14 protein-coding genes, 1 tRNA gene and 3 pseudogenes are annotated in these 25,318 nt (G+C 43.5%); 7 read left to right on the top strand and 11 right to left on the bottom strand.

What is annotated here, in order from left to right:
- Nucleotides 1-49 precede the first annotated feature (49 nt).
- The 4 genes from DW083_RS18485 to DW083_RS18470 are packed head-to-tail and all read right to left on the bottom strand — an operon-like array spanning nt 50 to nt 2,398.
- The gene (locus tag DW083_RS18485) at nt 50-454 is read right to left on the bottom strand and encodes a hypothetical protein (RefSeq protein WP_122333416.1); all 405 of its coding nucleotides are present in this window, start codon (nt 452-454) and stop codon (nt 50-52) included.
- Nucleotides 441-830: a GntR family transcriptional regulator gene (locus tag DW083_RS18480; RefSeq protein ID WP_115499017.1), complete on the bottom strand. Its 390-nt coding sequence runs from the start codon at nt 828-830 to the stop codon at nt 441-443. Before DW083_RS18480 ends, DW083_RS18485 begins: the two co-directional genes overlap by 14 nt.
- On the bottom strand, nt 827-1,555 hold the full coding sequence (locus DW083_RS18475) for a hypothetical protein (protein ID WP_122333415.1): 729 nt from the start codon (nt 1,553-1,555) through the stop codon (nt 827-829). The genes DW083_RS18480 and DW083_RS18475 overlap by 4 nt, the downstream gene beginning before the upstream one ends.
- 18 nt (nt 1,556-1,573) lie before the next feature.
- Entirely contained in the window at nt 1,574-2,398 is an 825-nt protein-coding gene (locus tag DW083_RS18470; RefSeq protein WP_122333414.1) for an ATP-binding cassette domain-containing protein, read from the bottom strand.
- A 559-nt stretch (nt 2,399-2,957) separates the two neighbouring features.
- Here DW083_RS18470 and DW083_RS18465 point away from each other — a divergent pair.
- Both DW083_RS18465 and DW083_RS18460 read left to right on the top strand, forming a co-directional pair.
- Nucleotides 2,958-3,457, top strand: a pseudogene (locus DW083_RS18465) (thioredoxin family protein).
- 154 nt (nt 3,458-3,611) lie between these two features.
- On the top strand, nt 3,612-5,924 hold the full coding sequence (locus DW083_RS18460) for an ATP-binding protein (protein WP_122333413.1): 2,313 nt from the start codon (nt 3,612-3,614) through the stop codon (nt 5,922-5,924).
- Here DW083_RS18460 and nrfA read toward each other — a convergent pair.
- Nucleotides 5,921-7,312 (bottom strand): annotated as a pseudogene (nrfA, locus tag DW083_RS18455) (ammonia-forming cytochrome c nitrite reductase); the annotation flags it as partial. The gene DW083_RS18460 and the pseudogene nrfA overlap by 4 nt on opposite strands.
- A gap of 233 nt (nt 7,313-7,545) precedes the next feature.
- Between nrfA and DW083_RS18450 the strand changes: the two are divergent.
- Complete coding sequence (locus DW083_RS18450) at nt 7,546-7,728, top strand: hypothetical protein (RefSeq protein WP_122333411.1); 183 nt, start codon at nt 7,546-7,548, stop codon at nt 7,726-7,728.
- 617 nt (nt 7,729-8,345) lie between these two features.
- On the opposite strand, the gene DW083_RS18445 is transcribed toward DW083_RS18450, so the two are convergent.
- The 4 genes and pseudogenes from DW083_RS18445 to DW083_RS18430 all read right to left on the bottom strand — a co-directional run bounded on the left by DW083_RS18445 (nt 8,346) and on the right by DW083_RS18430 (nt 13,373).
- A tRNA-Arg gene (locus DW083_RS18445) sits at nt 8,346-8,419 on the bottom strand.
- Between the two features lie 76 nt (nt 8,420-8,495).
- Nucleotides 8,496-10,810, bottom strand: a pseudogene (locus tag DW083_RS18440) (patatin-like phospholipase family protein).
- A 123-nt stretch (nt 10,811-10,933) separates the two neighbouring features.
- A complete protein-coding gene (locus DW083_RS18435; protein ID WP_233552283.1) occupies nt 10,934-11,692 on the bottom strand; it encodes a LytTR family DNA-binding domain-containing protein in 759 nt (252 codons plus the stop codon).
- A 76-nt stretch (nt 11,693-11,768) separates the two neighbouring features.
- A complete protein-coding gene (locus DW083_RS18430) occupies nt 11,769-13,373 on the bottom strand; it encodes a histidine kinase (protein ID WP_233552282.1) in 1,605 nt (534 codons plus the stop codon).
- A 162-nt stretch (nt 13,374-13,535) separates the two neighbouring features.
- On the opposite strand from DW083_RS18430, the gene DW083_RS18425 reads away from it, so the two are divergent.
- A complete protein-coding gene (locus DW083_RS18425; RefSeq protein ID WP_233552281.1) occupies nt 13,536-14,618 on the top strand; it encodes a VWA domain-containing protein in 1,083 nt (360 codons plus the stop codon).
- 243 nt (nt 14,619-14,861) lie between these two features.
- On the opposite strand, the gene htpG is transcribed toward DW083_RS18425, so the two are convergent.
- Both htpG and DW083_RS18415 read right to left on the bottom strand, forming a co-directional pair.
- The gene (htpG, locus tag DW083_RS18420; protein WP_122333409.1) at nt 14,862-16,913 is read right to left on the bottom strand and encodes a molecular chaperone HtpG; all 2,052 of its coding nucleotides are present in this window, start codon (nt 16,911-16,913) and stop codon (nt 14,862-14,864) included.
- 405 nt (nt 16,914-17,318) lie between these two features.
- Complete coding sequence (locus DW083_RS18415) at nt 17,319-19,907, bottom strand: ATP-dependent Clp protease ATP-binding subunit (RefSeq protein WP_122333408.1); 2,589 nt, start codon at nt 19,905-19,907, stop codon at nt 17,319-17,321.
- A 334-nt stretch (nt 19,908-20,241) separates the two neighbouring features.
- Here DW083_RS18415 and DW083_RS18410 point away from each other — a divergent pair, with 334 nt between their 5' ends.
- The 3 genes from DW083_RS18410 (at nt 20,242) to DW083_RS18395 (ending at nt 24,922) form a co-directional block, all read left to right on the top strand.
- On the top strand, nt 20,242-20,820 hold the full coding sequence (locus DW083_RS18410; protein ID WP_122333407.1) for an STM3941 family protein: 579 nt from the start codon (nt 20,242-20,244) through the stop codon (nt 20,818-20,820).
- A 230-nt stretch (nt 20,821-21,050) separates the two neighbouring features.
- Complete coding sequence (gyrA, locus tag DW083_RS18400) at nt 21,051-23,657, top strand: DNA gyrase subunit A (RefSeq protein WP_122333405.1); 2,607 nt, start codon at nt 21,051-21,053, stop codon at nt 23,655-23,657.
- Nucleotides 23,658-23,698: 41 nt separating this feature from the next.
- On the top strand, nt 23,699-24,922 hold the full coding sequence (locus tag DW083_RS18395; protein WP_122333404.1) for a lipopolysaccharide assembly protein LapB: 1,224 nt from the start codon (nt 23,699-23,701) through the stop codon (nt 24,920-24,922).
- The last annotated feature ends 396 nt before the right edge of the window (nt 24,923-25,318 follow it).

Below are 25,318 nucleotides of genomic sequence, written 5' to 3'. Positions count from 1 at the left end.
AGATTAATAAATAGAAAAGTTTAAGAATACGAGGAAGGAGGGAGGAATATTATTCCTCCCAGATCACCTGTCCGTTGAGTATGACGGTTTTAAGATTAGGAATGTGGATATTGAATGTCAGGTCTTTATTATCTGTTCCCTGTGGCTTGGCTATCAGGATTGTATCGCCGCTGACCAGCAAATCGGGCAGGTAGTGTCTGTATCCTTTATAATACAGGTAGCTTCGGCCGGTAACAGCCATCATCTCCCGCTCCGGAAAGTAGGATGTCTTTTCCGTATTTATCAATACTTGCTTTGCCGTCAAGTCGGGATTCTCTATCCTGATAATCCGGTACTGATCGGATATCCTCGTATAAGACTTGTAGCCCAGGCAGGCGTAGGCCGTCCAGACAAAGAGCGGGAACACGTATAACAGGGCGAACAGCAGGATTAAATATAGATTACTTCTTTTCATGATTGCCAGTGTTTAATGTAGATGAATATTGATCGTATGCATTTGTCAGCTCTTTCAGCTCGACGCCCAGGAGGTGCATTTCCTTAAAGACCGCCGGAAGAACTTCCTCTATGAATTGGTTATGCCGCATCCGCCGTATCTCTTTTTCCGCATCAGGCGAGATAAAATAGCCGATGCCCCTTTTGTTGTAGATGATTTCGTTCGCCTGCAGACGTTCGTACGAGCGCATGACTGTGTTCGGGTTTACCTCCATTTCGAGCGCCAGCTCCCGGACGGACGGTATACGGGCTTCGGCCTGATACTCGCCACTCAGCACCCGGTCGCAGATTCGGTCGGCTATCTGGATGAATATGGATTGATTCGTATTGTAGTTCATCTGATTTCCTTTTCTTTAAGTTTGAGATAAGCGATATAAAGTATGCCGAGAGTGGCTGCATAGAAAGCGACAGCATGGTACTGGACCAGGAAATTGATCATATAATACATCGGAGTCATCTCCATAAAAACACCCTGCTGCGGGCCTAATCCGTTCATAACAAACTTCGTAATGATGTAGACCGTACCTCCCAACAATATAGCGTAAGCCAATATGGCTATGAGAAAAGCATATTTCCGGAAAGCAACATAAGACAGAAAGACAATAGAGGAGAGGAAAGCAAGGATCGGCAAGGAGACTTTGAAAGCATTCATCACTCCCGAAAAACTAATGACGGAATAACCAGGTATCGCCAGAGACACGGCGTAGAACGACGGCCATAACATCACGTGAAAGAGAGCTATCAACAGGAATCCTTCCACAAGCAACGTCACGAATTTCTCTATTGTATTAGCCGGAAGCGTCAAATAGAGTCCTTTGGAGCTATGTACCTTTTTCCCTGCATAGCGGCAGAAGTAAATGAAATAGCAAAACAGTCCGATGCCATAAAAGAAATACTGCTTCCTGGTAAACTCCTTCATTGTCGTATCTCCTAATGTAAGCAGGAAGAAGACGATGAGAGCCACAAGAAAGGCGCCTATAGCAAAGACCGCTTGCGATTTGTGTTCTATCCAGTCTGCACGCAGCAGCAATTTAATTCGTTGTAAACTAATCTTATCGTTCATGGTTGTATGTGGTGTTTATCAGTTGAACATGTTTTTGATTTTCTCAGGATGCAGGGTCGCTGCATTGAACAGGAGTTCGAGGGAGACAGGCGTCTCTTCGCCTTTCGTGTTTTCGCCTACGCCCATGAGTCCGAACGGAGTCTGGTTCTCGTAAAGAACCGCATCTTCCGGACTGACGAGGCGGAAGAAGAGTTTCCGGCCGATTTCGTTTAACGGACTGTTCAGTATAACTTTCTTGTTATCCAGAATCAGTACCGCGTCTATCAGGCTTTCCAGATCACGCACCTGGTGAGTCGAGATGATAACCGTCTGTTGCTCATTCGTAAACGAAGCCAACAGCTTGCGGAACACGTCTTTGGAAGGGATGTCCAGCCCGTTGGTCGGTTCGTCCATCAGCAGGAGTGGAGTATGGACGGCAAGCGCCAGCGTGATAGCGACTTTTTTCCGCTGTCCCTGCGACATCTTATTGAGGCGGGCAGAGAAATCCACTTCGAACGATTCGAAACAGGCTTTCAGGATATCGTTGCTGAAAGTAGGGTAGAAGGGAGCATACATCCGGACATACTGCATGGCCGTCACATCCGGCATATTGATTTCTTCCGGCAGCAGGAATAGCTTTTGCAGCAGTCCGGCGCTCCGCTCTGCCGGATTCTGGCCGAACACCTGGCAGGTGCCTTTATTCAGGAAAAGCTGTCCGCTCAGGATATTTAGCAATGTAGTCTTCCCTTCGCCGTTCTTTCCCAACAGACCATAGATGCAACCCGGCTGGATGTCCAGGTCAACCCTGTCGAGGACAGGATTATTTCGTTTGTAGCTGAGACTTGCCTCTTTTAATGTAATCATATGCTTGCTCTTTTAGTGTATTAGTTTATTAGTACACTGCAAATGTAATACTATTTATTAAGCAAACAAGAGAAAAGGGTAAATATTTTATGTGAAAAAGAAAAACTTGTACCTATAATATATAATGTAGACTACAGTGCAAAAAAAGTTTCATGGGCATGGAACTAAAGTTTCTCCTGCATGAAACTAAAGTTTCCTCGGCATGGAACTAAAGTTTCACCTTGACGAAACAGGTGAAACTATATGAGAAAGCCGAAACGTTCCGGGCAACGAACAGCCAAATGATAGGGATGGAGTGTGAAATATAGTTAATGATATGCTATAAAACATCCTATTCGCGTTCTTTTGATGCGATAAAACATATAAAAAATCTTGCAATTAAGCAGAAAAGTGTTATATAGTTTGGCTCGTAAGAGCTTTTACCCGTATATTTGCAACCGTTAAGAACAAGAAAGCGATTCCTTAGCGAAGGTGAAGCCCTTGTTTATTCCTGAAAATCAGGAGTCGGAGCGAGTAGTTTCTGCAACACTCCGATTAAGTTTAACATAAATATGATGATATGAAGGTAAGAGCTTATGTTCTCCTTGTTGCGGTTGCGCTGTTTGCAGTATCAGCCGGAACTAAAAACGCAAAGCCAACAGTCGGTTTAAACCTGGTGACTTTGCCCCGAGAATAGAGTCTTTAGGAAACGAAACGAGTTTCAGTTTCCAAAATCATTCAGGACGTTACACATTGCTGAATTTCTGGGCAGCTTACGATGCTGAATCGCGGGCCCGTAACGTTCAATTATGGAATGAAGTTAACAAGTTGAGTTCAGGCAAGATTGCGATGTATTCGATCTCTTTGGACGAGAAAGAATCCATTTTTACCGAGACGGTAAAAGCCGACAAATTGGAAGGCACGATGCAATTTCATGAAGGACTTGGCAGAAAGTCAGAGTTGTTTGGGAAGTATAACCTGCAAAAGGGATTCCGTAACTTCCTGATAGACGATAAGGGTGTTATCATCGCCGCCAATGTAACCCCGGAAGATCTGACAAATGTATTGAAGAAGATTTAATCAGTTAGATTATTATTAGAAAGAGGCTGGTCCGGCAACGGGTCAGCCTTTTTTGTGCTTTGGTATTTGAATAGTCAGTGATTTCTATTTGTTTTCGGTTTAAAAAACGTATTTTTGCGGTAGTATAAAAACGCTCGATATTACCAACAATAGTATGCCTTATAAATACTCATTCCAGTTAGTAGCTGTAGTGATACTTTTGCTAACCTTCATATCATGTGGTCCTCCGGCTGATTCATCGAAGGAAAAACATATACTCGTAATTCAATCTTACGAAAAACATTTTTCTGCCTACAAGGAAATGAAGAAGGTTCTATCCGATGATTTGCATAAAAGGCGTGTACGGGCAAGTATATACTCTTTCTATCTGGACTGCGAGCAATTCACTGAAAAGCAACAAAGACAGAAGACATTTGACAAACTGAACGAATTGTCTTCCTGGAAACCGGATATCATCCTTGTCAATGATGACCAAGCCTTGAATGCATTGATAACGTGCGAACATCCGTTCGTCAAATCGATACCGGTCGTTTTCATGGGAATCAATTATCCCAATATATCTTTTATTGAAAAACACCCGAATATCACAGGCTTTAGCGACAAGCCGGACTACCGGACCAATATAAAATTGATACAGCAATTAATAGGCAATTGCATCATTATAAGAGTTGCCGATGATACCTTCGCCGATAATATGATTTTGGCGGATATGAATGAGCAGATAAAAGGCTTGTGCGCCTCAAACAATATCTTTTCGACAGACAGAGTCCGTTTGTCCGGTAAAAACGGCATCTCGATAACGAATATTCCTAAGATAAAGCCAGATTCAATATATATCAGCACACTCAATGCGAAATCGGCTCATGCGCTAATCAAAGGGTTCGGCGAAAACTATTACAACAAAGCTTACCTGGCGACAAAGAGGGATTATATGACTATTTCCTTGGGACGGCTCAGTGCTTTTCCTTGTTTTACTGTTATGAATGAGCTAATAGGTTGTAATAATGGTATTGTAGGTGGATATCTGGCTACATTAGAGGAGCAGACACACGAAGCCGCCGGCCGGATTGCTGATATTCTGAATGGAGTTCCTTTGTCAGAGTTCCCTCAAATCCAACAAAGCAAGAAGTCATATGTGTTTGACTATAATGTGTTGAGTAAATGGGGTATCGGCTTATCACAACTACCTGACGATGCCATCATTCTTAATATGCCACTGACTGTGCGTTATAAAATATTCATTTCTATTCTTGCAGTTATTTTCGGTATTCTGTTGCTGGCTGTCTTTATCTACCAGCGCAGACAATACAGGCGGGAAGCGCAACACAAGAAAGAAGCCCAGGAAAAACTACGTCAGGAGAAAGCCTTTCTTTCTTTTGCTTTGGAGAGTGGAAATATCTTTGCTTTCCGGTATAAGAATGGTATTTTTGAGTTTGATAACGAATTCTACCATTCCTTGGGTATTCCTCCAATACCAATTACAGCTGATGAGTTCCAAGAAACCATCCATCCTGATGATCAGGAGGAATTTATAGTAAACCGGGGGAAATTGGACACAGGGTTTCCTGCCCGGCAGATCACGCGCCGACGTTATGACTTTAATGGAAAAGGCCATGAATGGTGGGAGTTCCGCTATGCACAAAATAAAAACATAGAGGGTTTCTCCTCAAATGACAATTCAGTGGTGGTCAGTGGCTTGTGCCTGAATATCCAGCAGATTAAGAATACAGAGAACAATCTTATTCAAGCCCGCCATAAAGCGGAAGAGTCGGACCGGATGAAATCTGTTTTCCTGGCCAATATGAGCCATGAGATACGGACGCCGCTTAACGCTATCGTCGGTTTCTCGCAGCTGCTCAATTCTGACGTGTCGTTAGAGCCGGAAGAGAAAGTTGAATTCCTCGATCTGATAAGTAAGAACAGCGACCTGCTATTGAAGTTAATCAGCGATATCCTGGATTTGTCGCGCATCGAATCCGGATGCCTGTCTTTTTCGTATGAGAACATAGACTTAAGCAAACTGATAGAGGATGTCCATCATACTCACCGGCTGATGATGCCGGAAGGCGTAGAGCTGCGGATGCAGGTGCCTGATGTGCCGGCCATTATTCATACGGACCGCTTGCGCCTGACACAAGTTTGTACGAACTTTATTAATAATGCGAGAAAATTTACCACGCAGGGATACATCGAGATTAAATACGAACTGAGTAAGGACAGCCGGTTCATCCTTCTTTCCGTATCAGATACCGGCAAAGGTATTCCTGAAGAAAAGAAGGCGTTGGTTTTTGAACGTTTCCAGAAACTGGACGAGTTTGCACAGGGAACGGGCTTGGGTTTGGCAATCTGCCAAAGTATTATCAAAACCTTTGGTGGCAATATATCGTTGGAATCTACAATCGGAAAAGGTAGCACATTCACGATTGCGCTGCCATACACTCCTGGATTGGAGATATCTGAAAATTAATTCTCAATAATACGGTTGTTCTCAGCCGCTTCTTTTTGCCATTGCGGAACGACAGTCTTCAGAAATCGGTCTTTGGCGATCCGTTCAGCTTCTATATCGAGGCCGATATACCGTTGCGCCTTTTCTTTAGTGGAAAGGTCAGGCATAGGGACTTCCCCTGTATAACCTTGGCGCATCAGTATTTTCATAATCAGGATGCGGGCTTGTGTTGCCTTATCGAATCCGTCGCTCAAAATGCGCATCACTTCCTGGGGAGCATGAAAGGCCGCCCCGTGAGAGGTTACTCCGAAATCCCAACGCCATTGTGCCTGGCGAAGCAATTTCAATACATTCTCCATCTGCTGCTCCGTCGCTCCTTTGTCCCAGGCGAACTTGGCTTCGATATGAGCTTTTGTCAGTTCTTCTTCCAAACGGTTGCGAAGGGAAAGTACTTTATTCTGCCGATCGTAGACATTATTTCGCAGCGTTTCCTCGCTTTCCCTGTGACAAGCTTGGCAGGTACGGTCAATCATTGCCAACGGGCTCTGAATATGATGATCGTTATACCGGTTTCCACCTTCTCCAACAGCCGGCATGTGGCATTCACCGCAGGAAACACCCCGTTGGGCGTGAATACCCATTTGCGCCAGCTCATAATCGGGATGCTGGGCCTTTAATAAAGGCGTCCGGCTTAATTTATGGGTAAAGTCGGAGAAATGTATGCTGTCGTAATAGGCTTCTATGTTTTCTACTGTGTATCCCCGGTCCCAAGGCAAAGTCAGCACACGCTCTTCTCCATGAAAATAATATTCGGCATGACACTGTGCACAGACGAGGGAGCGCATCTCCTGATCGGTTGCGTCTTCAATATGCTGTCCTTTACGGGAATAGGCTTCGGTCAGAAAGGAACGGGTGATACGCAAGCTCATACTTTCCTGTTCGTGACAGTCGGCGCAGCCAATCGGGTTGACGACTTCACTTCCCAGTTCGGCCCATTTCTTTTTATAGAGCGTCTTAGCGTCAGTCCTCGTCAACAAGCGTGGAATATCCGGGCTTTTACAAGCCCAGCAGGCTGCCGGCTGTGGTCCGCTTTTGCTGTCCATAGGCGCACCTGTGCGCAGGCTGTTGTAAACATCTTCTATGGCATACATATGTCCTCTGGGTGTTGCATAATCTTTTGAGAAGGCATATCCGGCCCACAAAATAACCATCCGGGGACGCATAGCCAAAATATCCGCCTGCTGGTTCCCGTTAAATAAACTTTGGAAAGTTGTGTCGGTTGTATTTTTCCAGGTTTGATACTCGTTTGAATAACGCAGGTCCATAGATTCGTTAGAAAAGAGGTCAACGTTATCTAACTCTTGGTCTTCATCAGTATCATCAATAAACTTTATTCCGTCTTGATGATGTAATGTTCTACCGAAAACAATTACAACAACAATCGTAACAATACCTATAATTGTGAATATTTTATATCGTAACTTCAATGTCTTTTACCCTTAAGTTATATAATAAGTGTCTTTTATGGGCTGCTAATATATGAAAAATTTCCTTATAACGACCGATGAAGTCTGAACAAAAGAAAAAACAGATTGTTTACTACCATATAAAGCAAAGTATTTATTGAATAATCTAAAAAAACATGAAAAGTATGATACCGTATGCAGAACCGGAGAGTGGCAAGATAGCCTTGATTCAAGAAATATTGGATATTAATGACATCCAGGATATAGATTTATTACATAAGTTCCGTGAAGAGTTTATGAATGCTCAAGACAATACGGTAAGAGGGGAAGAGTTCTCACCCGATAATCATTGGGGATAAACACAAGAATGAGGCAAATTATACAATAACCCTCTTTTTGGGCGTTTTTCTATTTCGTCCGAAATCTTGATCCATTTTAGATTGACTCTTTTCACGGTTTTAATCTTCTTTACTGACAACAGATGGAGTGAGGTGCGCAGGTTGTCTGAAAAAGCGTACAATTTGATTACCGAAAACAGAAAATATCGGCAAAGTGATAAACCTTAACTCCCGGAGAATCGTCTGTAGCAAAATAAAACGGACAGCGTTCCAAATATCTCAAGGAAATTCAGGTGCTTTTTTGCCATGAAAACGGTCCTCTTTTCAATTACGACCGTCCAAATCTCCATTACGACCGTGCTAATCTTCGCGAGCTGCCGAGTGCACTACACATTAGCACGGTCGCAATGGAGATTAGGACGGTCGTAATGACTAAAAACACTCAAAAAAGGAGAAAAAGTCCCTTTTTGAGGTCGAAAAAGTGGATTAACATTTGTTTTGTTTCGGATGTCTTTTGAGGCTGAAAAATGCGTTTTTTACAATAAGCCCCCCTGCAACAGGCTCTCTTTTGCCAAATAATGAACTCTTAATTTTCCACAAAAAAAGAGAATACTAATTAGATAGTATTCTCTTTTTTGTGACCGCGACAGGATTCAAACCTGTAACCGGCTGATCCGTAGTCAGCTACTCTATTCAGTTGAGCTACGCGGCCATTATTTCTTGATTGCGAGTGCAAAGGTAGTATTTTCTTTTTTATATGCAAATCTTTCCGTTGTCTTTTTTTTTAACTAATCCAGCATCTTCGGGTTAAATATCAGATAACCAATATTCAAACCGAAATTGAAATTTTTCGATGGATAGCTATAGCCATTCGCATACAGGCTGATGTTGGCAAATGGCAGTTGCAAAACAAGGGCTGCCTCTCCCATATATTTGAACGAATGGAGAAATTTTCCATAATAGGGGATAGCAGAATAAGTATTGTTATTCCATATCTCTTCTTTCTTAATTTCATACAATGGGGCAAAACCATACATATCCAGACGAAAATGGAGCAATTTGCTGAACTTCCAGATAGGAGAGAGCCCGAACGCCACATACTGGTTGGCCCGGAAAGCCTCGTTAAAGACTATCTGGCTATGAGGAGTCGGTGTAAACGCCGGTGCCTGCAAAACAGAAGCCGTATAGTTGTTCATCAAATTCTTGCTGGAAATGACAAGTTCACTTGTAAAACCAAGATTAAAGTGTGAACTAAGTGTCTTATATTGTTCCCATTCGCCTTTCATCTGTAACCAGCTGTGTATTTTCCTGTCAAAAGCACCCATATCGGTGAGAGGAGAAGGGCGGTAATTTTCCTTGCCTGTCACATATTGCGCAACAAGAAACTGCTTCCGGCCGGAAATAGGATATTGTTTGTAATCCAACGAGTTTCGTTCGATGCTAAGGGAGCCGGCAAACAAATCATACCAACTGTGGTCAGATGTTGCATTCGGGAAGGTCATATTGGATGTCTGGAAATAGTAATCATTGAGCCGCCCGTAGGCAAAACCGATCTCCGCCTTGGCACGGTTCAGGAACGGGAATCCAAGTTTGACTTTCGTATATAACTCTTTCTGGCGGATAAAAGCCGGCAGAACATCTTCGTAGAACAATGACTGGCTTTCCGAATATTTTTTCTCCGAGAATACACCTTGCCAGTTCAGATAGGTCGGTATTCTTGTTTGTAAATAAATACGCCCGCTCAGCATTACTCCGCTAAAGGAGTTACCCACTTGGAAATTGGAGTTGACATCAGCGGCAAACCGTCCTAAGTATTGGTATCCCAATCCTAAGAATAACTGGTTAGCCTGATAGGAAGATACGTTTCCTCCGAACCCGACTGTGATCTCTTCCTTCATCTTGACATCCAGATAAAGGTCAAACTTTTTCTCCTTCCGGTTATAAACGGCATGTGGCAATATCTCCTTAATTTTGGAGTAAGTCAGCATCTTGAAGTATGCACGTTTAAATTCTTCCATCGAAAACTCGTGGTTGATGTCGCGATGCAGTTGGGCTTCGATATATTTCCGTTGCGATTCGCTCACGCCTGTAACATATATATTCTGGAAGATTAAAGGAGGCAGACTTTGCTTGTAGGCCTCACGGCGTTTGTTGACTTCGTCCAGGTCAACCCGCCGGGAGACACGTGCCTTGATCGAATCCATCATCGCCATCGTCCGTTTATAGCCGATATCCATCAATTCCCGTGATTTCTGGAAATCAAGAAGAGAGACGGTCGGGAAGCTGAATTTGATCATCATGCCTTCTTCCTCGGGTACGTCGTATTCCGTTTTCTGCATAATCATCGTCTCAAGCTGGTTATAAGGATTGGAAGAAGGCTTGTTATTGCTGCCTGCCACTGTCGAGCCAAAGATAAATTCCGGATGAAACGCCTCCTTCATCGGGCCGACCGGGAAGTTATCGTATATACCGCCGTCGAAAATAGGCACACTGTCTTTCCATATCGGCTGGAAAAAGAACGGGAAAGTCATGGAAGCCCGGACAGCATCGCCCAAGTCCCCGTTTTTGAAGATAATAGCTTTTTTGCTGTAGATATCCGATGCCACGCAGCGGAAAGGCACAAAAAGGTTGTCAAAATTCCATCCGGCTTTAGCTGTCGCCTGCGAAAACAAAGCCATAAAAGCTGGTTCATCTGGATCGGATTGATCAGGCTTTGAGGGAAAAAGTTTGCTTTAACTTGTAACGAATCAGTCATGTCGATCGAGAAATGGCCAAATTCAGGTGTCGGGTCCGGACGTTTGAAATAGTATTTATATTCGTTTTCCACTGTCCCGGTCTGCCAGTAACTGAACTCTTCGGACAACATTAAATTAACCATCTCTTCCGGCGTATATCCCATTGCATAAAGGCTGCCGACAATTGCGCCGGCGGATGTTCCCGTTATATAATCGATCGGTATTCCATTTTCTTCCAGTGCCTTGATGACTCCGATGTGGGCAGCTCCTTTCGCACCGCCACCACTCAGAACCAATCCCACCTTCTGGGCGTATCCCATCTGTAAGGCCATAAATAACAAGGCTGTCAGTACAGCTATCTTTTTCATACTTATAACTTCTCTGCTTAATGATTTCAAAAGTAGTCGTTATTTCCCAGACTGCAAGAATTTGAGATGCATAAAATACAACATAAAATTGGTCTGTTTTGTTAATTGGTTACACAGATAAGATCATTTGAACAGCTGTAGAAAGTTCTCCTTATAACTGGGAGAAACTTCTATTTCCGTTTCATCTTCCAGTACGACATATCCTCCCGAACCTTTATGGTAAGACTTGATACAATTAAAATTTATGATATGCGACTTATGTATGCGAACAAAAGGGAACGGCAATATTTCACTGAAATGTTTCAGGAAACGGCAGACCATCTTTTTACTTTTGTCCGTGAGATAAATATCTGTAAAATTACCATTTCCCTGCAAACGGATGATCTGCTCCATCTTGACAACCTCGAAACCTTCCAAAGTCGGCAGAATGACTTGCTGTTTTTCCGGTTTGGATTCCCGTAAGTTTTCTACCAGAATTTTATTGCGGTTGAAGACTTCGCGATTGGAGATGTGCTGCTGGACTTTGTTGACCGCCAATATAAGTTCCTCTATACTGACCGGTTTAAGCAGATAATAAGCCGCACTTTGATTCAACGCACGCAGTGAATATTCGGAATAAGCCGTAACGAAGATCGTCTCAAAATATATATCCCGGCATCCTTCCAGTACATCGAATGCATTTCCAAAAGGCATTTCGACATCCAGGAAAACCAATTGCGGCTCCAGTTCATGTAGCAGAGGAATGGCCGACTTACAGTCAATGGCTTCTCCGATTACCTCCACAGAAGGACAATATTTAGCCAAATAATTTTTCAAAGCCTCGCGTGCGGCTTGTTCGTCTTCCACGATCACGCTCTTTATCTTAGATAATGTCTCCATCATTTTTTATGTTGTATGGGAAAGTGAAAGGTGACGATTACTCCGCTTTCATTCCCGGTTTTTTCTGTTATGTCTATTGTTATGTGGCAATTATACAACTGTTCAGTAAATGGATGCGTTCGTATGTATTGGTTAGGCCACGCGAATGGTGCTCCCGTTGATGTTTGGTTTTCAACTCCCGGCTTTTGGTCAGCCCGATGCCGTTATCCTCTATGACAACGGACAGGGAAGAAGCCTTCTTTTGGATTGTCAAAGTGAGCAGTCCGGAATCTTCCTTGTAACGGAGTCCGTGCCAGATCGCATTTTCCAATTGTGGCTGGATAAGCATATTGGGAATAAGGATTGCCTCCATGTCGAGCGATTCGTCAATCCGAATCTGATAGGTGAATTTATCCTGGAAACGCATATGTTCCAGTTCTAAATACTCCTTTAGTTGCTCAAGCTCGGTTGCAAGCGGAGTAAAGTCCTTATTGGAGTTTTCCAATGTGTTGCGCATCAGGCGGGAATAGGAAGAGAGGTATTTATTGGCTGCCAGTTCGTCATTCCGGGCAATAAACTGATTCACGCTATTCAGGCTGTTAAATATGAAATGCGGATTCATCTCACGCCGTAACGACTGTAATGCGATCTTTTTATTCTTGCGCCTGATAGAATACCAGGCCCGAAGAATAAAGGCCATGAATATCAGGATCAAAACGATCGAACCCAAAAGGAAGCTGTTGAATTTATTCTGTTTCCGAATCAGTTCATCCTTCAATACGCGCTCTTTTTCCAACTGGGCAATGCGTTTCTCGTGCACTTCAAAAAAACGGGAATCGATCAACGTACTGTCTGCCTTAACCATCGGTTCCAGCTGACTCATAAAATCTTTATATAGATCCAGGGCTTTCTGGGGCTTGTTCATTTTCCGGTATTGTGCGGCAAGCTGTTCCAGGCTTTTCTTCGCTTCGATCGTGTGCCCTTCCTTTAGAGCCAATTCGTATGACTGGCGAAGTGAAGCGGCGGCTTCTTCCATTTTCTTGTCGGCGGCATAAGCTGTTGCGATTTCCCGTTTAACTTTAATTGTTTCGACCGGCTTGTCTTTTACATCTTCCAATGCGGATTCCAAATTGGAAATGGCGGCTTGCTGATTATTCATCTTCATATTTACTTCCGCCATCTGCTGATAGGCGACAGCCCGTTCCTCCTTGTCTTCGTCGGCATTCAGGATATCGATATTCCGTTGTATATAAGTTGCCTGTACGACAGGGTTCGATTTATTCTTCAGACGTTTAACGTCATTTATATTCAGTTCTTGCACCTGTTTGTTCTGTGACAGCTTTACTGCTTCACTATAATTCGAGATTGCGTCGCGCAGTTTGTTTTGTGCTTCCTTCACTTTGGCAAGTTCCCGATTTACATAGGCCAATTGTTCTTTGTCGTTCAGCTTCTGATAGAGTTTGGAGGCGTTGTTCAGATACAGCTCCGCTTTTACATATTCGCCTTGTTTCATTAACTCCTTTGCCAAAATCAGATAATCGAATGCGATTTTCCTGTCGGAACTGTCTTTCTCTAAAGAGGTCGACAGTTTCATGGCTGCGCTCCGGGTATTACCGGAATACTTTATAGTCGGAATCGTGTCTTCCTGCGACCAGGCAATTGTCGCCGGCAGTAACATGAATATAAGAAGGGATAAGTATTTCATCGCTTTTTCCGTCATATGTTTTTACATGTGTAAAGTAAATGCTTCTAATACATTTATCTGTTATGTTTCACCAAGTCAAATCCTCCGTTCACCCATTCTGGCAAAAACTTTAATATTTAACATTCTATATTTGAACCATAAACCTATAAAAAATATCCGAATATGAAAAGAATTATCCTATTTAGCTTCCTGTTTGCAGCCATCTTTGCTACTGCAATGGGCAACATGGTGTCTGAAACGGCAAAGAAAGAGAACCAGACGAAAATACAAGTCGCCATCCTTCTCGATACATCGGGCAGCATGCAGGGATTGATCGAACAGGCAAAATCCCGGCTCTGGAATATAGTCAATACGCTGACAACGCTCAAATATAACGGAAAAACGCCGAAAATAGAGATTTCCCTCTATGAATACGGCAGTTACTATCGTTATAAAGGAGATTATATCCGGCAGATCACTCCTTTGACCACCGACCTGGACCGAATCTCGCAGGAACTTTTCGCCCTGACAACCGGAGGCAGCGAAGAGTATTGCGGAACCGTTATCCACAAAGCAGCCGACGAGCTGGAATGGGGAAACAACGAAGCTGATATAAAGTTGATTTACATTGCCGGAAACGAGATATTCGACCAAGGGGAAATCCGGTACAAAGATGCCATTGCGGATGCTGTCAAAAAAGGAATTTCCGTCAACACCATCCATTGCGGCGACAGGGCAACAGGAATACATGATTACTGGCAAGATGCGGCAGTAAGGGGAAACGGCAAGTTTTTCAATATCGACTCGGACGAACGTATCCGTTATATCGAAACACCTTTCGACGCCCAAATCATTCTTTGCAATGACCGGTTGAACAGAACGTATGTCGGTTATGGACATGCCGGCACTGCACGCAAAGCCAATCAGGTAATGCAGGATCAGAACGCCATGTCCATTTCTTCTGCCAACTATGCAGAACGGGCTGTCAGTAAAACAAAGGAAGTCTACGACAACACCTCATGGGACTTGGTGGACCGCCTGAAGCAAGATAAAGATGCACTCGCCAAAATCTCCCGGGATGATTTGCCGGCCGATTTGCAGCAATTATCCCATGACAAGTTGCAGGCATATGCAGACAGTCTGGCCAAAGAGCGGACTGCCATTCAAAGAGAAATAGCCCGACTGGAGCTAAACGCAAACAATATATGGAGGAACAGGCCAAAGAAGGAACCGGAGAGAAGAAAGAGGATTTGGGAAAAGCCATAACTTCCTCTATCCTGGAATTTGCAAAAGCAAAAGGGTACACGGTTGAATAAATAAAAAGAGAGATGTGTCAAAAGTAAGTTCTAACGCTTTAGCGTGTCATTGCGGGCTTGACCCGCAACCTCATACTAAACTGATTTACAGTGATTAGTATAAGATGGCGGGTCAAGCCCGCCAGGACACAGACGCTATAAATAGGACTTTTGACACAACTCCCTTTCGAATATATTATTTATTTGCCTCTTATTATCCGATCATCTGAACACTGCGCTTGATGAACTGGCTCAACGCTTCACCTTTCAGCATACCGTTTGCCAACAGTGCGAGATCGATCAGCTGGCTGACCAGCTTGTTGCCAGCTGCGTATTCGGACAAAATGCCGTTGCGCTGTGCAACCAGTTCGTCGATCTTTTTGTTCGTGTTCGTCATATCTTCTTTCTCTTCGGAAGTGATTTCTTCTTCCTTCTTTTTGTTTTGGGCTTCACGTAAATCGCTTTGACGCGCCTGCCAGCCTTTCAGGTCGGCAAGGATCGGGTTCAGCTTTTCCGCACAGGCCGTTTCTTCATCGGAAAGAACTTTCTTTACTAATTCGTGGTCTGTATTCAACACCAGGTTGTAGCTGTCGGGCAATTCGCCGTAGAACGACATACCGGGCTGCATGGCAGACATTTCACGCATACGGCGCATATACTCGCTCTGTGTCAGCATGACCGGATTGGAGTTTTCGCCCAATGCTTCGAAAGTAACGATGAAATCAGTCTTTTCGATCTTCGGAAGCTGGCTCTTGAACATTTCCTGCAAAGCGTTCTTCTGGTTTTCATCCAGTGTAACTTTGCCGGCGTCTTCCTTGCGGATCAGGTTATCGACCGTATCGCTGTCCACACGGACGAAGCGAGTCTTTTCGAACTTCTGTTCCAACTGGCTGATCGCGTGTACATCCAACTGGCCGTCCATAATCAACACACTGTATGCCTTGTCCTTAGCAGCCTGGATATAGCTGTACTGGTCATTGACATTGGTCGTGTAGAGATAGATCAGGTTGCCCTCCTTGTCTGTCTGGTTCGCTTCTGTCAGAGCCTTGTATTCTTCAAACGTATAATATTTGCCGTCCACATCCTTCAGCAGGGCGAATTTAGCCGCACGGTCGTAGAACTTCTCTTCGCTCAGCATACCGTATTGGATGAAGAGTTTCAGGCTATCCCACTTTTCCTCGAACTGAGGGCGGTCGTTCTTGAACATTTCTTCCAGGCGGTCTGCCACCTTCTTGGTGATATGGTTGGAGATCTTCTTTACATTCTGGTCGCTCTGCAGATAAGAACGGGAAACGTTCAACGGGATATCCGGTGAATCCAGCACACCGTGCAACAATGTCAGGAATTCGGGCACGATACCTTCAACCGAGTCGGTAACGAATACCTGGTTGCTGTACAGCTGTATCTTGTTGCGATGTAGGTCGATATTGCTCTTGATGCGGGGGAAATACAAGATACCTGTCAGATGGAACGGATAATCCACGTTCAGATGAATCCAGAACAAAGGTTCGTCCGACATCGGATACAAGTCCTGGTAGAACTTCTTGTAGTCTTCGTCCGTCATATCGCTCGGCTTGCGGACCCACGCCGGCTGAATGTCATTGATGATATTGTCCTGGTCCGTATCGACATACTTACCGTCTTTCCATTCCTGCTTTTTACCGAAAGCGATAGGCACCGGCAAGTAGCGGCAATATTTGGTCAACAGGCTGTTGATCTTATCTTTATTCAGAAAATCTTTGTTTTCATCGTCGATATACAGGATAATATCCGTACCACGGTCTTCTTTTTCTGTTTCTTCCAGTGTGTATTCGGGCGTGCCGTCGCAACTCCATTTCATAGGAACGGCACCTTCCTTATACGATTTGGTCACGATTTCCACCTTCTTGGAAACCATGAAGGAAGAGTAGAAACCAAGTCCGAAATGACCGATGATGGCGGCTGCGTCGTTCTTATATTTTTCAACAAACTCTTCAGCTCCGGAGAATGCGATCTGGTTGATGTATTTGTCAATCTCTTCGGCCGTCATACCGATACCGCGATCGGATATCTTGATCGTATCGTTGTCGAAGCTGACATGGATCGTCAAGTCACCCAGTTCACCCTTAAACTCGCCGACTGAAGCCAGCGTTTTCAACTTCTGCGTCGCATCAACCGCGTTAGACACTAACTCACGAAGGAAGATTTCGTGGTCACTATACAAAAACTTCTTGATGATAGGGAAGATGTTCTCACTTGTAACACCTATGTTTCCTTGTTTTGCCATAATACGATATATATTTTAATATTATACTTATTGTTTCTGCTTTATAACCATAATTGCTTACGTGATGTTTATTAACAAAAACAATGCCAATGTACAAAATGGCATTTCGGACTGACAAGTTATCAGAGATGGCAAGCGACAGGAGTTTCCAAGTAGTGAAACTTTTGTTCCATGCCGAGGAAACTTTTGTTTCTTGCAGGAGAAACTTTTGTTCCATGGGCATGAAACTTTAGTTTCAAGCATTGAAACAGGTGAAACTATTTAAGACTTTTTAAAGAAATAGGAGAGGAAAGGTGAAATAGTGGTAGCAGCGGTATCACTAAAAGATGCTGCCACCACTTCTATAGGACTTATAAATCAAAGCACTATAGCCAGTGGTGGCAGCAATATGAAATAAAACAATTATCAGATAGATGTCTCAGGAAGAGACTCGCCTGTTGTCGGCTCGCTCTTTTTTACGCTTGTAACGATCTCCTGTTTGTCTTTGTCGAAGTCGACCACAATCGTGTCGCCTTCGCCGACAGAAGCACGGATAATCATTTCTGCCATCTCGTCTTCCAGATATTTCTGTATAGCACGTTTCAATGGACGGGCGCCAAACTGCACATCGTAACCTTTGCCTGCGATAAAGTCTTTGGCGGCATCTGTCAGTTCCAGGGAATAACCTAAGCTGGCAACTCGTTTGTAAAGACCTTGCAGTTCGATGTCGATGATCTTGTGGATCGCTTCTTTATCCAACTGGTCAAACATGATAATGTCGTCCACACGGTTCAGGAATTCCGGAGCAAACGCTTTATTCAGCGCTTTCTGAATGACGCTGCGGGAGAAATCCTTGTCCGGTTCACCGGCTACTTGCGTATTGAAACCGACACCACGGCCGAAGTCTTTCAATTGGCGCGTACCGATGTTGGATGTCATGATCAGAATCGTGTTCTTAAAGTCAATCCGTCTGCCAAGACTATCCGTCAGGCGGCCTTCATCCAAGACCTGCAACAAAAGGTTGAATACGTCCGGATGCGCTTTCTCGATTTCATCTAACAGGACAACGGAGTAGGGCTTACGGCGAACCTTTTCCGTCAACTGACCGCCTTCTTCATAACCGACGTATCCCGGAGGCGCACCGATCAGGCGGGACACCGCAAACTTCTCGAGATATTCGCTCATATCGATGCGGACCAGTGAGTCAGCCGAGTCGAACAGATATTCCGCCAACTTCTTAGCCAAATGGGTTTTACCTACACCTGTCGGACCGAGGAACATAAATGTTCCGATCGGCTTATTCGGGTCTTTCAGACCGACGCGGTTACGTTGGATTGCTTTTACAATCTTCTGGACGGCGTCGTCCTGGCCAACAACTTTCTTCTTCAGATTCTCTGCCATTTCGAGCAGTTTCAGATTCTCAGCCTTGGCAATACGCTGAACGGGGACACCGGACATCATGGCAACAACTTCTGCCACTTTATCTTCGTCTACCGTTTCGCGATGTTCCTGTAACTCCTGTTCCCACTTGGCTTTAGCAGCTTCCAGTTGGAGCAAGTACTGACGTTCTTTGTCACGGAAGCTGGCAGCTAACTCGAAATTCTGTGACTTAACGGCAGCCAGTTTCTCAGCTTTAGTCGCCTCGATTTTGGCTTCCAACTCTTCGATGCTCTTCGGGACAGTGATGTTAGATATATGTACGCGAGAGCCGGCTTCGTCCAATGCGTCGATTGCTTTATCAGGGAAGTTACGGTCGCTGATATAACGTTCTGTCAGTTTTACGCAGGCTTGCAATGCTTCCGGCGTATAAATTACATTGTGATGTTCCTCGTAGCGGGCCTTGATGTTTTGCAGGATCTGCAAAGTCTCTTCGGCTGTTGTCGGATCGACGATCACTTTCTGGAAACGGCGTTCCAAGGCTCCGTCTTTCTCGATGTTCTTACGATATTCGTCGAGCGTCGTAGCACCGATACATTGTATCTCGCCACGTGCCAAAGCCGGTTTCAACATATTGGCCGCATCCATCGATCCGGAGGCCGAACCTGCACCGACGATCGTATGGATTTCATCGATAAACAGGATGATATTCGGGTTCTTCGACAACTCGTTCAGAATCGCTTTGATACGTTCCTCAAACTGGCCGCGGTATTTTGTCCCGGCCACAATGGAAGCCATGTCCAGGCTGATCACACGTTTGTCAAACAGGATGCGCGATACTTTACGCTGGATGATACGAAGGGCCAGACCTTCCACGATCGCTGATTTACCGACACCCGGTTCACCGATCAGGACAGGATTGTTCTTCTTACGACGGCTCAGGATCTGTGCCAGGCGTTCGATCTCTTTTTCACGTCCTACGATCGGATCGAGGCGGTTCTCGGCTGCCGCACGTGTCATGTCCGTACCGAAATTATCCAATACGGGAGTGTCGTTCGGTGACTTCGGCTGTGCTGAACCGGTTCCTGAACCGGAGGAGCGGGGAGATTCCCTGCGAGAAGAGAAATCGTCTTCATCGTCTTCGTCATCGTCGGTATAACCGTCGCTGATTTCATCGAAATGTTCGAGGTCGTCTTCTGCATCGGCAAAATCGTCCATGCGTTTCAAGCCTGTTCCGCTTACCAGATAATTGTACACGCTACGGTAGGTTATACCTGCCTCGTTCAGCACTTTAGCGGCCACGTTAAACTCTTCTTTCAGAATAGCCAGGAGCAGATGTTCCGTACCGGTTTCTTCTTTCTTGAACAGACGCGATTCGAGCATACTCATACGCAGTACGCGTTCGGTTGTTTTACTGATGGCGATGTCATGCTGGACAGTTTCTTCGGCGTCAAATGTATTCTTGATTTCTTGTTCGATCTTCTTCTTAATACCCCATTCGTCGACATTCAGTTCGCGCAGTGCCTGCACGGCCTTCCCTTCGCCGTCACGGATAATACCAAGCATTAAGTGTTCCGGCCCGATATAACTGTTCTGAAGCCTTGTCGCCTCTTCACGGCTATATTCAATAATGTCCATTAATCTCTTTGAATAGTTATTTTCATATTATAATAATGTACTGTGACAATGCAAAAATAATAAACTCTCTCCATATACCTAACAAATTCCATGCCATTATTCCTTAAAAGACAATAAACGGATAAAAGCTGAATCCTTCACATCTGCCGGAATCTATTCGAGCGACTGCATGGAGACGATTTGGCCGCTGTGGCGGATGTAAAGGTAAAAGCGTTAGAAGAGTATGCACATTTCGGAGGTTATACGAGGTTTTCTGTTGAAAATGCGGTAACTTTGTGAACAAAGAAATAATAGAACGGAAAGAGAGTGAACAAATGAATAAAATAAATAGATTATGGCGCATCATGATAAACAATTTACAGATGCAGAAGTTGTAATAGATCATAGCATTTGGAAAAGCCTGCTTTTGGGTATAGTATGCTTGATTTTTGTGACAATGGGATTGTTCTTTATATCAGATGTAAATAGTAATGGTATCACTAAAATAATTGGTGGCTGGTTGAATGTTCTGTTTTTTGGAATAGGAGGCTTGTTTTATATTGTTACTGTATTTTACAGGAAGATTCACGGTATTCCATTTCTTGTCATCTATGCAGACAAGTTGGATTGTTGTACATCAATAGGAAGAAAGCGCCATACAATCTATTTCAAAGACGTGGAACGTTTCCGTCCAATAAAAGTATCTGCGTCTGAACAGATAGCTATCGATTATAAAACGACTTTCATACAGAATAAATTTGCCTCGGCAAGAACATCCCGCATCACAGAATATCTGTTGTCATTCAATTACAAACAAACCGGAGCAATAGAATCTATTCCGGCAGATAATCTGAATATAAAAGGAAAAGAAATTTGTGATATATTAAATGAACGCGTACGACGATTTGCAGACAATAAATCCGTCATAGAATAAAGCATTTGGCGAGGAAGAGCGGCCCGGTGAATTGCAAGGAACACATCAAGCCGGCAGGATAAAAGGAAGAGCGCATGGTCACGAAAGAGGCCTGCGCTCTTTCTTTGGGCAACAAGTTCTTGGTTGTTTTCTAAAATTTCGGGCTAAAAACTTTCGTGATAAACGGAAAAGCCTTACCTTAGTGCACTTTTTGAAAGGTGAGATATTGAGTGTAATAAATATAAAACTAAATGGTTGATCAAGACAGAATTATTAAGATTAACATCGAGGAGGAAATGAAATCGGCATACATTGACTATTCAATGTCTGTCATTGTTTCGCGCGCCCTTCCGGATGTTAGGGATGGTTTTAAACCGGTTCATCGCCGTATTTTATTTGGAATGAATGAATTGGGAAATACATCCGACAAACCTTATAAAAAATCTGCGAGAATTGTTGGTGAAGTTTTAGGTAAATATCATCCACACGGCGACTCGTCCGTTTATTTCGCAATGGTTCGTATGGCACAGACATGGTCTATGCGTTATACGTTAGTGGATGGACAGGGAAACTTCGGTTCGGTGGACGGCGACAGTCCTGCCGCAATGCGTTATACGGAAGCAAGGTTAAGCAAGCTTGCCGAAGAAATGCTTCGCGATATCGATAAAGATACGGTTGATTTCCAACTGAACTTTGACGATACGTTGAAAGAACCGACTGTATTGCCGACTCGTATTCCGAATTTGCTGGTTAACGGCGGTTCCGGTATTGCCGTAGGTATGGCTACCAACATGCCGACTCATAACCTGAGTGAGGTATTGGATGGCTGTATGGCTTTCATCGATGCCCGCGGCGAGATGGAAGTAGCAGATTTAATGCAATATATCAAAGCTCCGGATTTCCCGACCGGCGCCACTATCTACGGATATGCCGGCGTGAAAGATGCTTTTGAAACGGGTAGGGGACGTATCATTCTGCGTGGTAAGGCTGAAATAGAAACAGACAGTAACCACGAGAAGATCATCATTACGGAAATTCCTTACCTTGTTAATAAGGCGGAACTGATTAAGTATATCGCCGACCTGGTTAATGAAAAACGTATCGACGGTATATCTAATGTAAACGATGAGTCCGACCGTAGCGGTATGCGTATCGTTGTTGATGTCAAGAGAGATGCCAATTCGAGCGTCGTGCTGAACAAGCTGTATAAACTAACCGCTCTGCAGTCTTCTTTCAGTGTCAACAATATTGCATTGGTAAATGGACGCCCGCGTCAGCTTAACCTGAAAGACCTGATCAAGGCATTCGTCGATCACCGTCATGAAGTGGTGATCCGTCGTACAAAATACGATCTGCGTAAAGCAGAAGAACGTGCCCATATCCTGGAAGGCTTGATTATTGCTTCCGACAATATCGACGAAGTAATCGCTATCATCAAATCATCCAAGAGCCCGAATGAGGCAATCGAGCGTTTGATGGAGCGTTTCTCTCTGTCAGATGTACAGGCTCGTGCTATTGTCGAGATGAGACTTCGCCAGTTGACAGGACTGGAGCAGGATAAACTTCGTGCAGAGTATGAAGAAATCGAAAAATTAATCGCATATTTGAAGGAAATTCTGGAAAATGACGATCTTTGCATGAAAGTAATCAAAGACGAGCTGCAGGAGATTAAGGACAAGTATGGAGACGAACGTAAAACAGATATCGTTTATGCTTCCGAAGAACTTAATCCTGAAGACTTCTATGCAGATGACGAGATGATTATCACGATCTCGCACATGGGTTACATCAAACGTACTCCGTTGAGCGAGTTCCGTGCGCAGGGACGTGGTGGAGTAGGAGCTAAAGGTTCTGAAACACGTGATGAAGACTTTGTGGAATATATCTATCCGGCTTCCATGCATGCCACCTTGCTGATATTTACGGCTAAAGGTAAGTGCTACTGGCTGAAAGTGTTCGAAATTCCGGAAGGAGCGAAGAACTCGAAGGGTAGAGCAATCCAGAATTTGCTGAACATCGAGCCGGATGATAAGGTAAACGCTTTTATCCGTGTGAAGAAACTGACAACAGATACGGAATTTATCAATTCTCATTACCTGTTGTTCTGTACGAAGAAAGGTGTGATCAAGAAGACGTTGCTGGAAGCTTATTCCCGTCCTCGCCAGAATGGTGTGAATGCGATTACGCTGCGTGAAGACGATGGTCTGATCGAAGTTTGTATGACAAATGGTAATAATGAAGTCCTGATTGCAAACCGTAACGGGCGTGCGATACGTTTCCATGAAAGTGCCGTGCGTGTTATGGGTCGTACCGCTTCCGGCGTTAGAGGTATGACACTTGACGGCGATAACGACGAAGTAGTCGGAATGGTTTGCATAAAAGACAAAGAAAAGGAAACAGTACTGGTTGTGTCCGAACAAGGCTACGGTAAACGTTCTGATATTGAAGATTACCGTATTACGAATCGTGGAGGTAAAGGTGTCAAAACCATCAACATTACGGAGAAGACCGGTAAATTGGTTGCTATCAAGAATGTTACGGAAGAAAATGATATCATGATCATCAATAAGTCTGGTATCACGATCCGTATGAAGGTATCTGATCTGAATGTCATCGGACGTGCAACGCAAGGCGTACGCTTGATTAATTTGGAGAAACGTAATGACGAAATCGCCTCTGTATGTAAAGTTCTGTCACAGACTGAAGAAGAGATAGCTGAAGAAAAAGCTCAGCGCGAAGCTTTGGAAGGTGCTGCTGTTCATGAACATCCAATAGAGAATACCGATTTCGAAGATGTCTCTGATGATGTCGAAAACAAGGAAAATGTGAACGACACTGAAGAAACAACTGAGGAATAATTTAAACAAATAGAAATATTAATCTCAAATCACTATCACAAATGAAACGAGTATTATTTACAGTTGCACTATGTGTTGCAGCATCTACCTCTTTCGCACAGAAAAAAGCTGTGGGAGAGGCACAAAGTATTGCGAAAAGCAATAATGCAGATTTTGGAGAGGCCAGAACCTTGATCAAAGGTGCATTGGAAAATCCGGAAACTAAGGATGACGCTAAAACTTGGTATGTAGCAGGTTTTATTGAAGATCAGCAGTTTAACGCTGAAAGAACAAAGCAGATTCTGGGACAGCAGCCGAATGAACCGGTTATGTATGAAGCTCTGTATGGTATTTTACCTTATTTCCAGAAAGCATACGAACTGGATCAACAGCCGAACGAAAAAGGTAAAGTGAAACCTCGATTCACAAAAGATATTAAGAGCATCCTGAGTGCAAATCATATCTATCTTTTCAATGGCGGTGCATACTATTTCGACCAGAAAGATTATAAAAAAGCTTATGATTTCTTCAATCAATACGTTGAAATCTCTGAACTGCCGATGTTTGCAGGAACTCAGACTGCAGAGAAGGACTCTACATTCATGACTGTACAGTTCTATGCAGCTGTTGCAGCGACTCAATTAGGCGACTCTAAAATAGCAATTGCTGCTTTAGATCGTGCTAAGAACACTGAATATCGTCAGAGTGACATTTATCAGTATCTCTGCTATGAATATGGAGAAGTTCTTAGAGATTCTGTTAATCTGGAAAAGACATTGGAAGAAGGACTTGTTAAATTCCCGGAAGATCCATATTACCTGATGAGCTTGATCAATATTTATATTTATTCTAACAGAAACGAAAAAGCATTAGAATATTTGAATATTGCTATCCAGAAAAATCCGGATGATGCAACCCTTTACAATGCAATAGGTCGTGTATATGAAACCGGCTTTAAGGATTATGACAACGCAGAAAAATACCTTAAGCTGGCTTTGGAAAAAGATCCGAATCTGACAGACGCTCTTTCCAGCTTAGGTCGTTTATATTACAATCAGGCTGTAAACAAACAGAGTGAAGCTAACATGATCAATGATAGCAAGAAATATCAGGATGAATTGAATATCGCTAAAGAATTATTCAAAAAAGCTCTTCCGTATTTCAAGAAAGCCCATGAAGCAGAACCTGCTAAAATGGATAATATGATCGGATTGAGAGGTATTTACTACAATCTGAACATGGGTCCGGAATTGGAAGCCATCGAAGCAGAAATGAATCAGCAATAAAATCAAATCAGACGCATAAGATTCAGAAAAAGGAGTTTTCATAATGAAAACTCCTTTTTTGTTTTTATGAAACGGAAAAAGGGTGCAACGTTGGAGGGTTTAAGAGAGTCAAATAATCCTATTAAACATAATTGTGATTATCTGGTAAACATATAACAACCAAAATCGGTTACTATAAAAGCATAAAAAAAGCCCGTATCCAACTTCACAGTTACATACGGACCAAACAAATAACAAACTCTACTTATATGAAAAAACAAATACTACTAACTTAATCATTTTAGGAATATCTTTATGGATATAATTCCTAATTCATTTTATCATATAACAGCACAAAAAACAATTTGGTTCAGAATTTGCAAAAAAAAATATTTTTAGACTTTTCATATTATAGTT

Source organism: Parabacteroides sp. AF48-14, assembly GCF_003477465.1.
Taxonomy (GTDB): domain Bacteria; phylum Bacteroidota; class Bacteroidia; order Bacteroidales; family Tannerellaceae; genus Parabacteroides; species Parabacteroides acidifaciens.
This window is presented reverse-complemented; position numbering and strand designations above follow the sequence as displayed.

Coding starts and splice junctions, on each gene's coding strand:
- DW083_RS18415 (WP_122333408.1), bottom strand. CDS start 19,907: ATGGACATTATTGAATATAGCCGTGAAGAGGCGACAAGGCTTCAGAAC.
- DW083_RS18430 (WP_233552282.1), bottom strand. CDS start 13,373: ATGAAATACTTATCCCTTCTTATATTCATGTTACTGCCGGCGACAATT.
- gyrA (WP_122333405.1), top strand. CDS start 21,051: ATGGTTGATCAAGACAGAATTATTAAGATTAACATCGAGGAGGAAATG.
- DW083_RS18460 (WP_122333413.1), top strand. CDS start 3,612: ATGCCTTATAAATACTCATTCCAGTTAGTAGCTGTAGTGATACTTTTG.
- DW083_RS18395 (WP_122333404.1), top strand. CDS start 23,699: ATGAAACGAGTATTATTTACAGTTGCACTATGTGTTGCAGCATCTACC.
- DW083_RS18480 (WP_115499017.1), bottom strand. CDS start 830: ATGAACTACAATACGAATCAATCCATATTCATCCAGATAGCCGACCGA.
- DW083_RS18410 (WP_122333407.1), top strand. CDS start 20,242: ATGGCGCATCATGATAAACAATTTACAGATGCAGAAGTTGTAATAGAT.
- htpG (WP_122333409.1), bottom strand. CDS start 16,913: ATGGCAAAACAAGGAAACATAGGTGTTACAAGTGAGAACATCTTCCCT.
- DW083_RS18470 (WP_122333414.1), bottom strand. CDS start 2,398: ATGATTACATTAAAAGAGGCAAGTCTCAGCTACAAACGAAATAATCCT.
- DW083_RS18475 (WP_122333415.1), bottom strand. CDS start 1,555: ATGAACGATAAGATTAGTTTACAACGAATTAAATTGCTGCTGCGTGCA.
- DW083_RS18435 (WP_233552283.1), bottom strand. CDS start 11,692: ATGATGGAGACATTATCTAAGATAAAGAGCGTGATCGTGGAAGACGAA.
- DW083_RS18485 (WP_122333416.1), bottom strand. CDS start 454: ATGAAAAGAAGTAATCTATATTTAATCCTGCTGTTCGCCCTGTTATAC.
- DW083_RS18425 (WP_233552281.1), top strand. CDS start 13,536: ATGAAAAGAATTATCCTATTTAGCTTCCTGTTTGCAGCCATCTTTGCT.
- DW083_RS18450 (WP_122333411.1), top strand. CDS start 7,546: ATGAAAAGTATGATACCGTATGCAGAACCGGAGAGTGGCAAGATAGCC.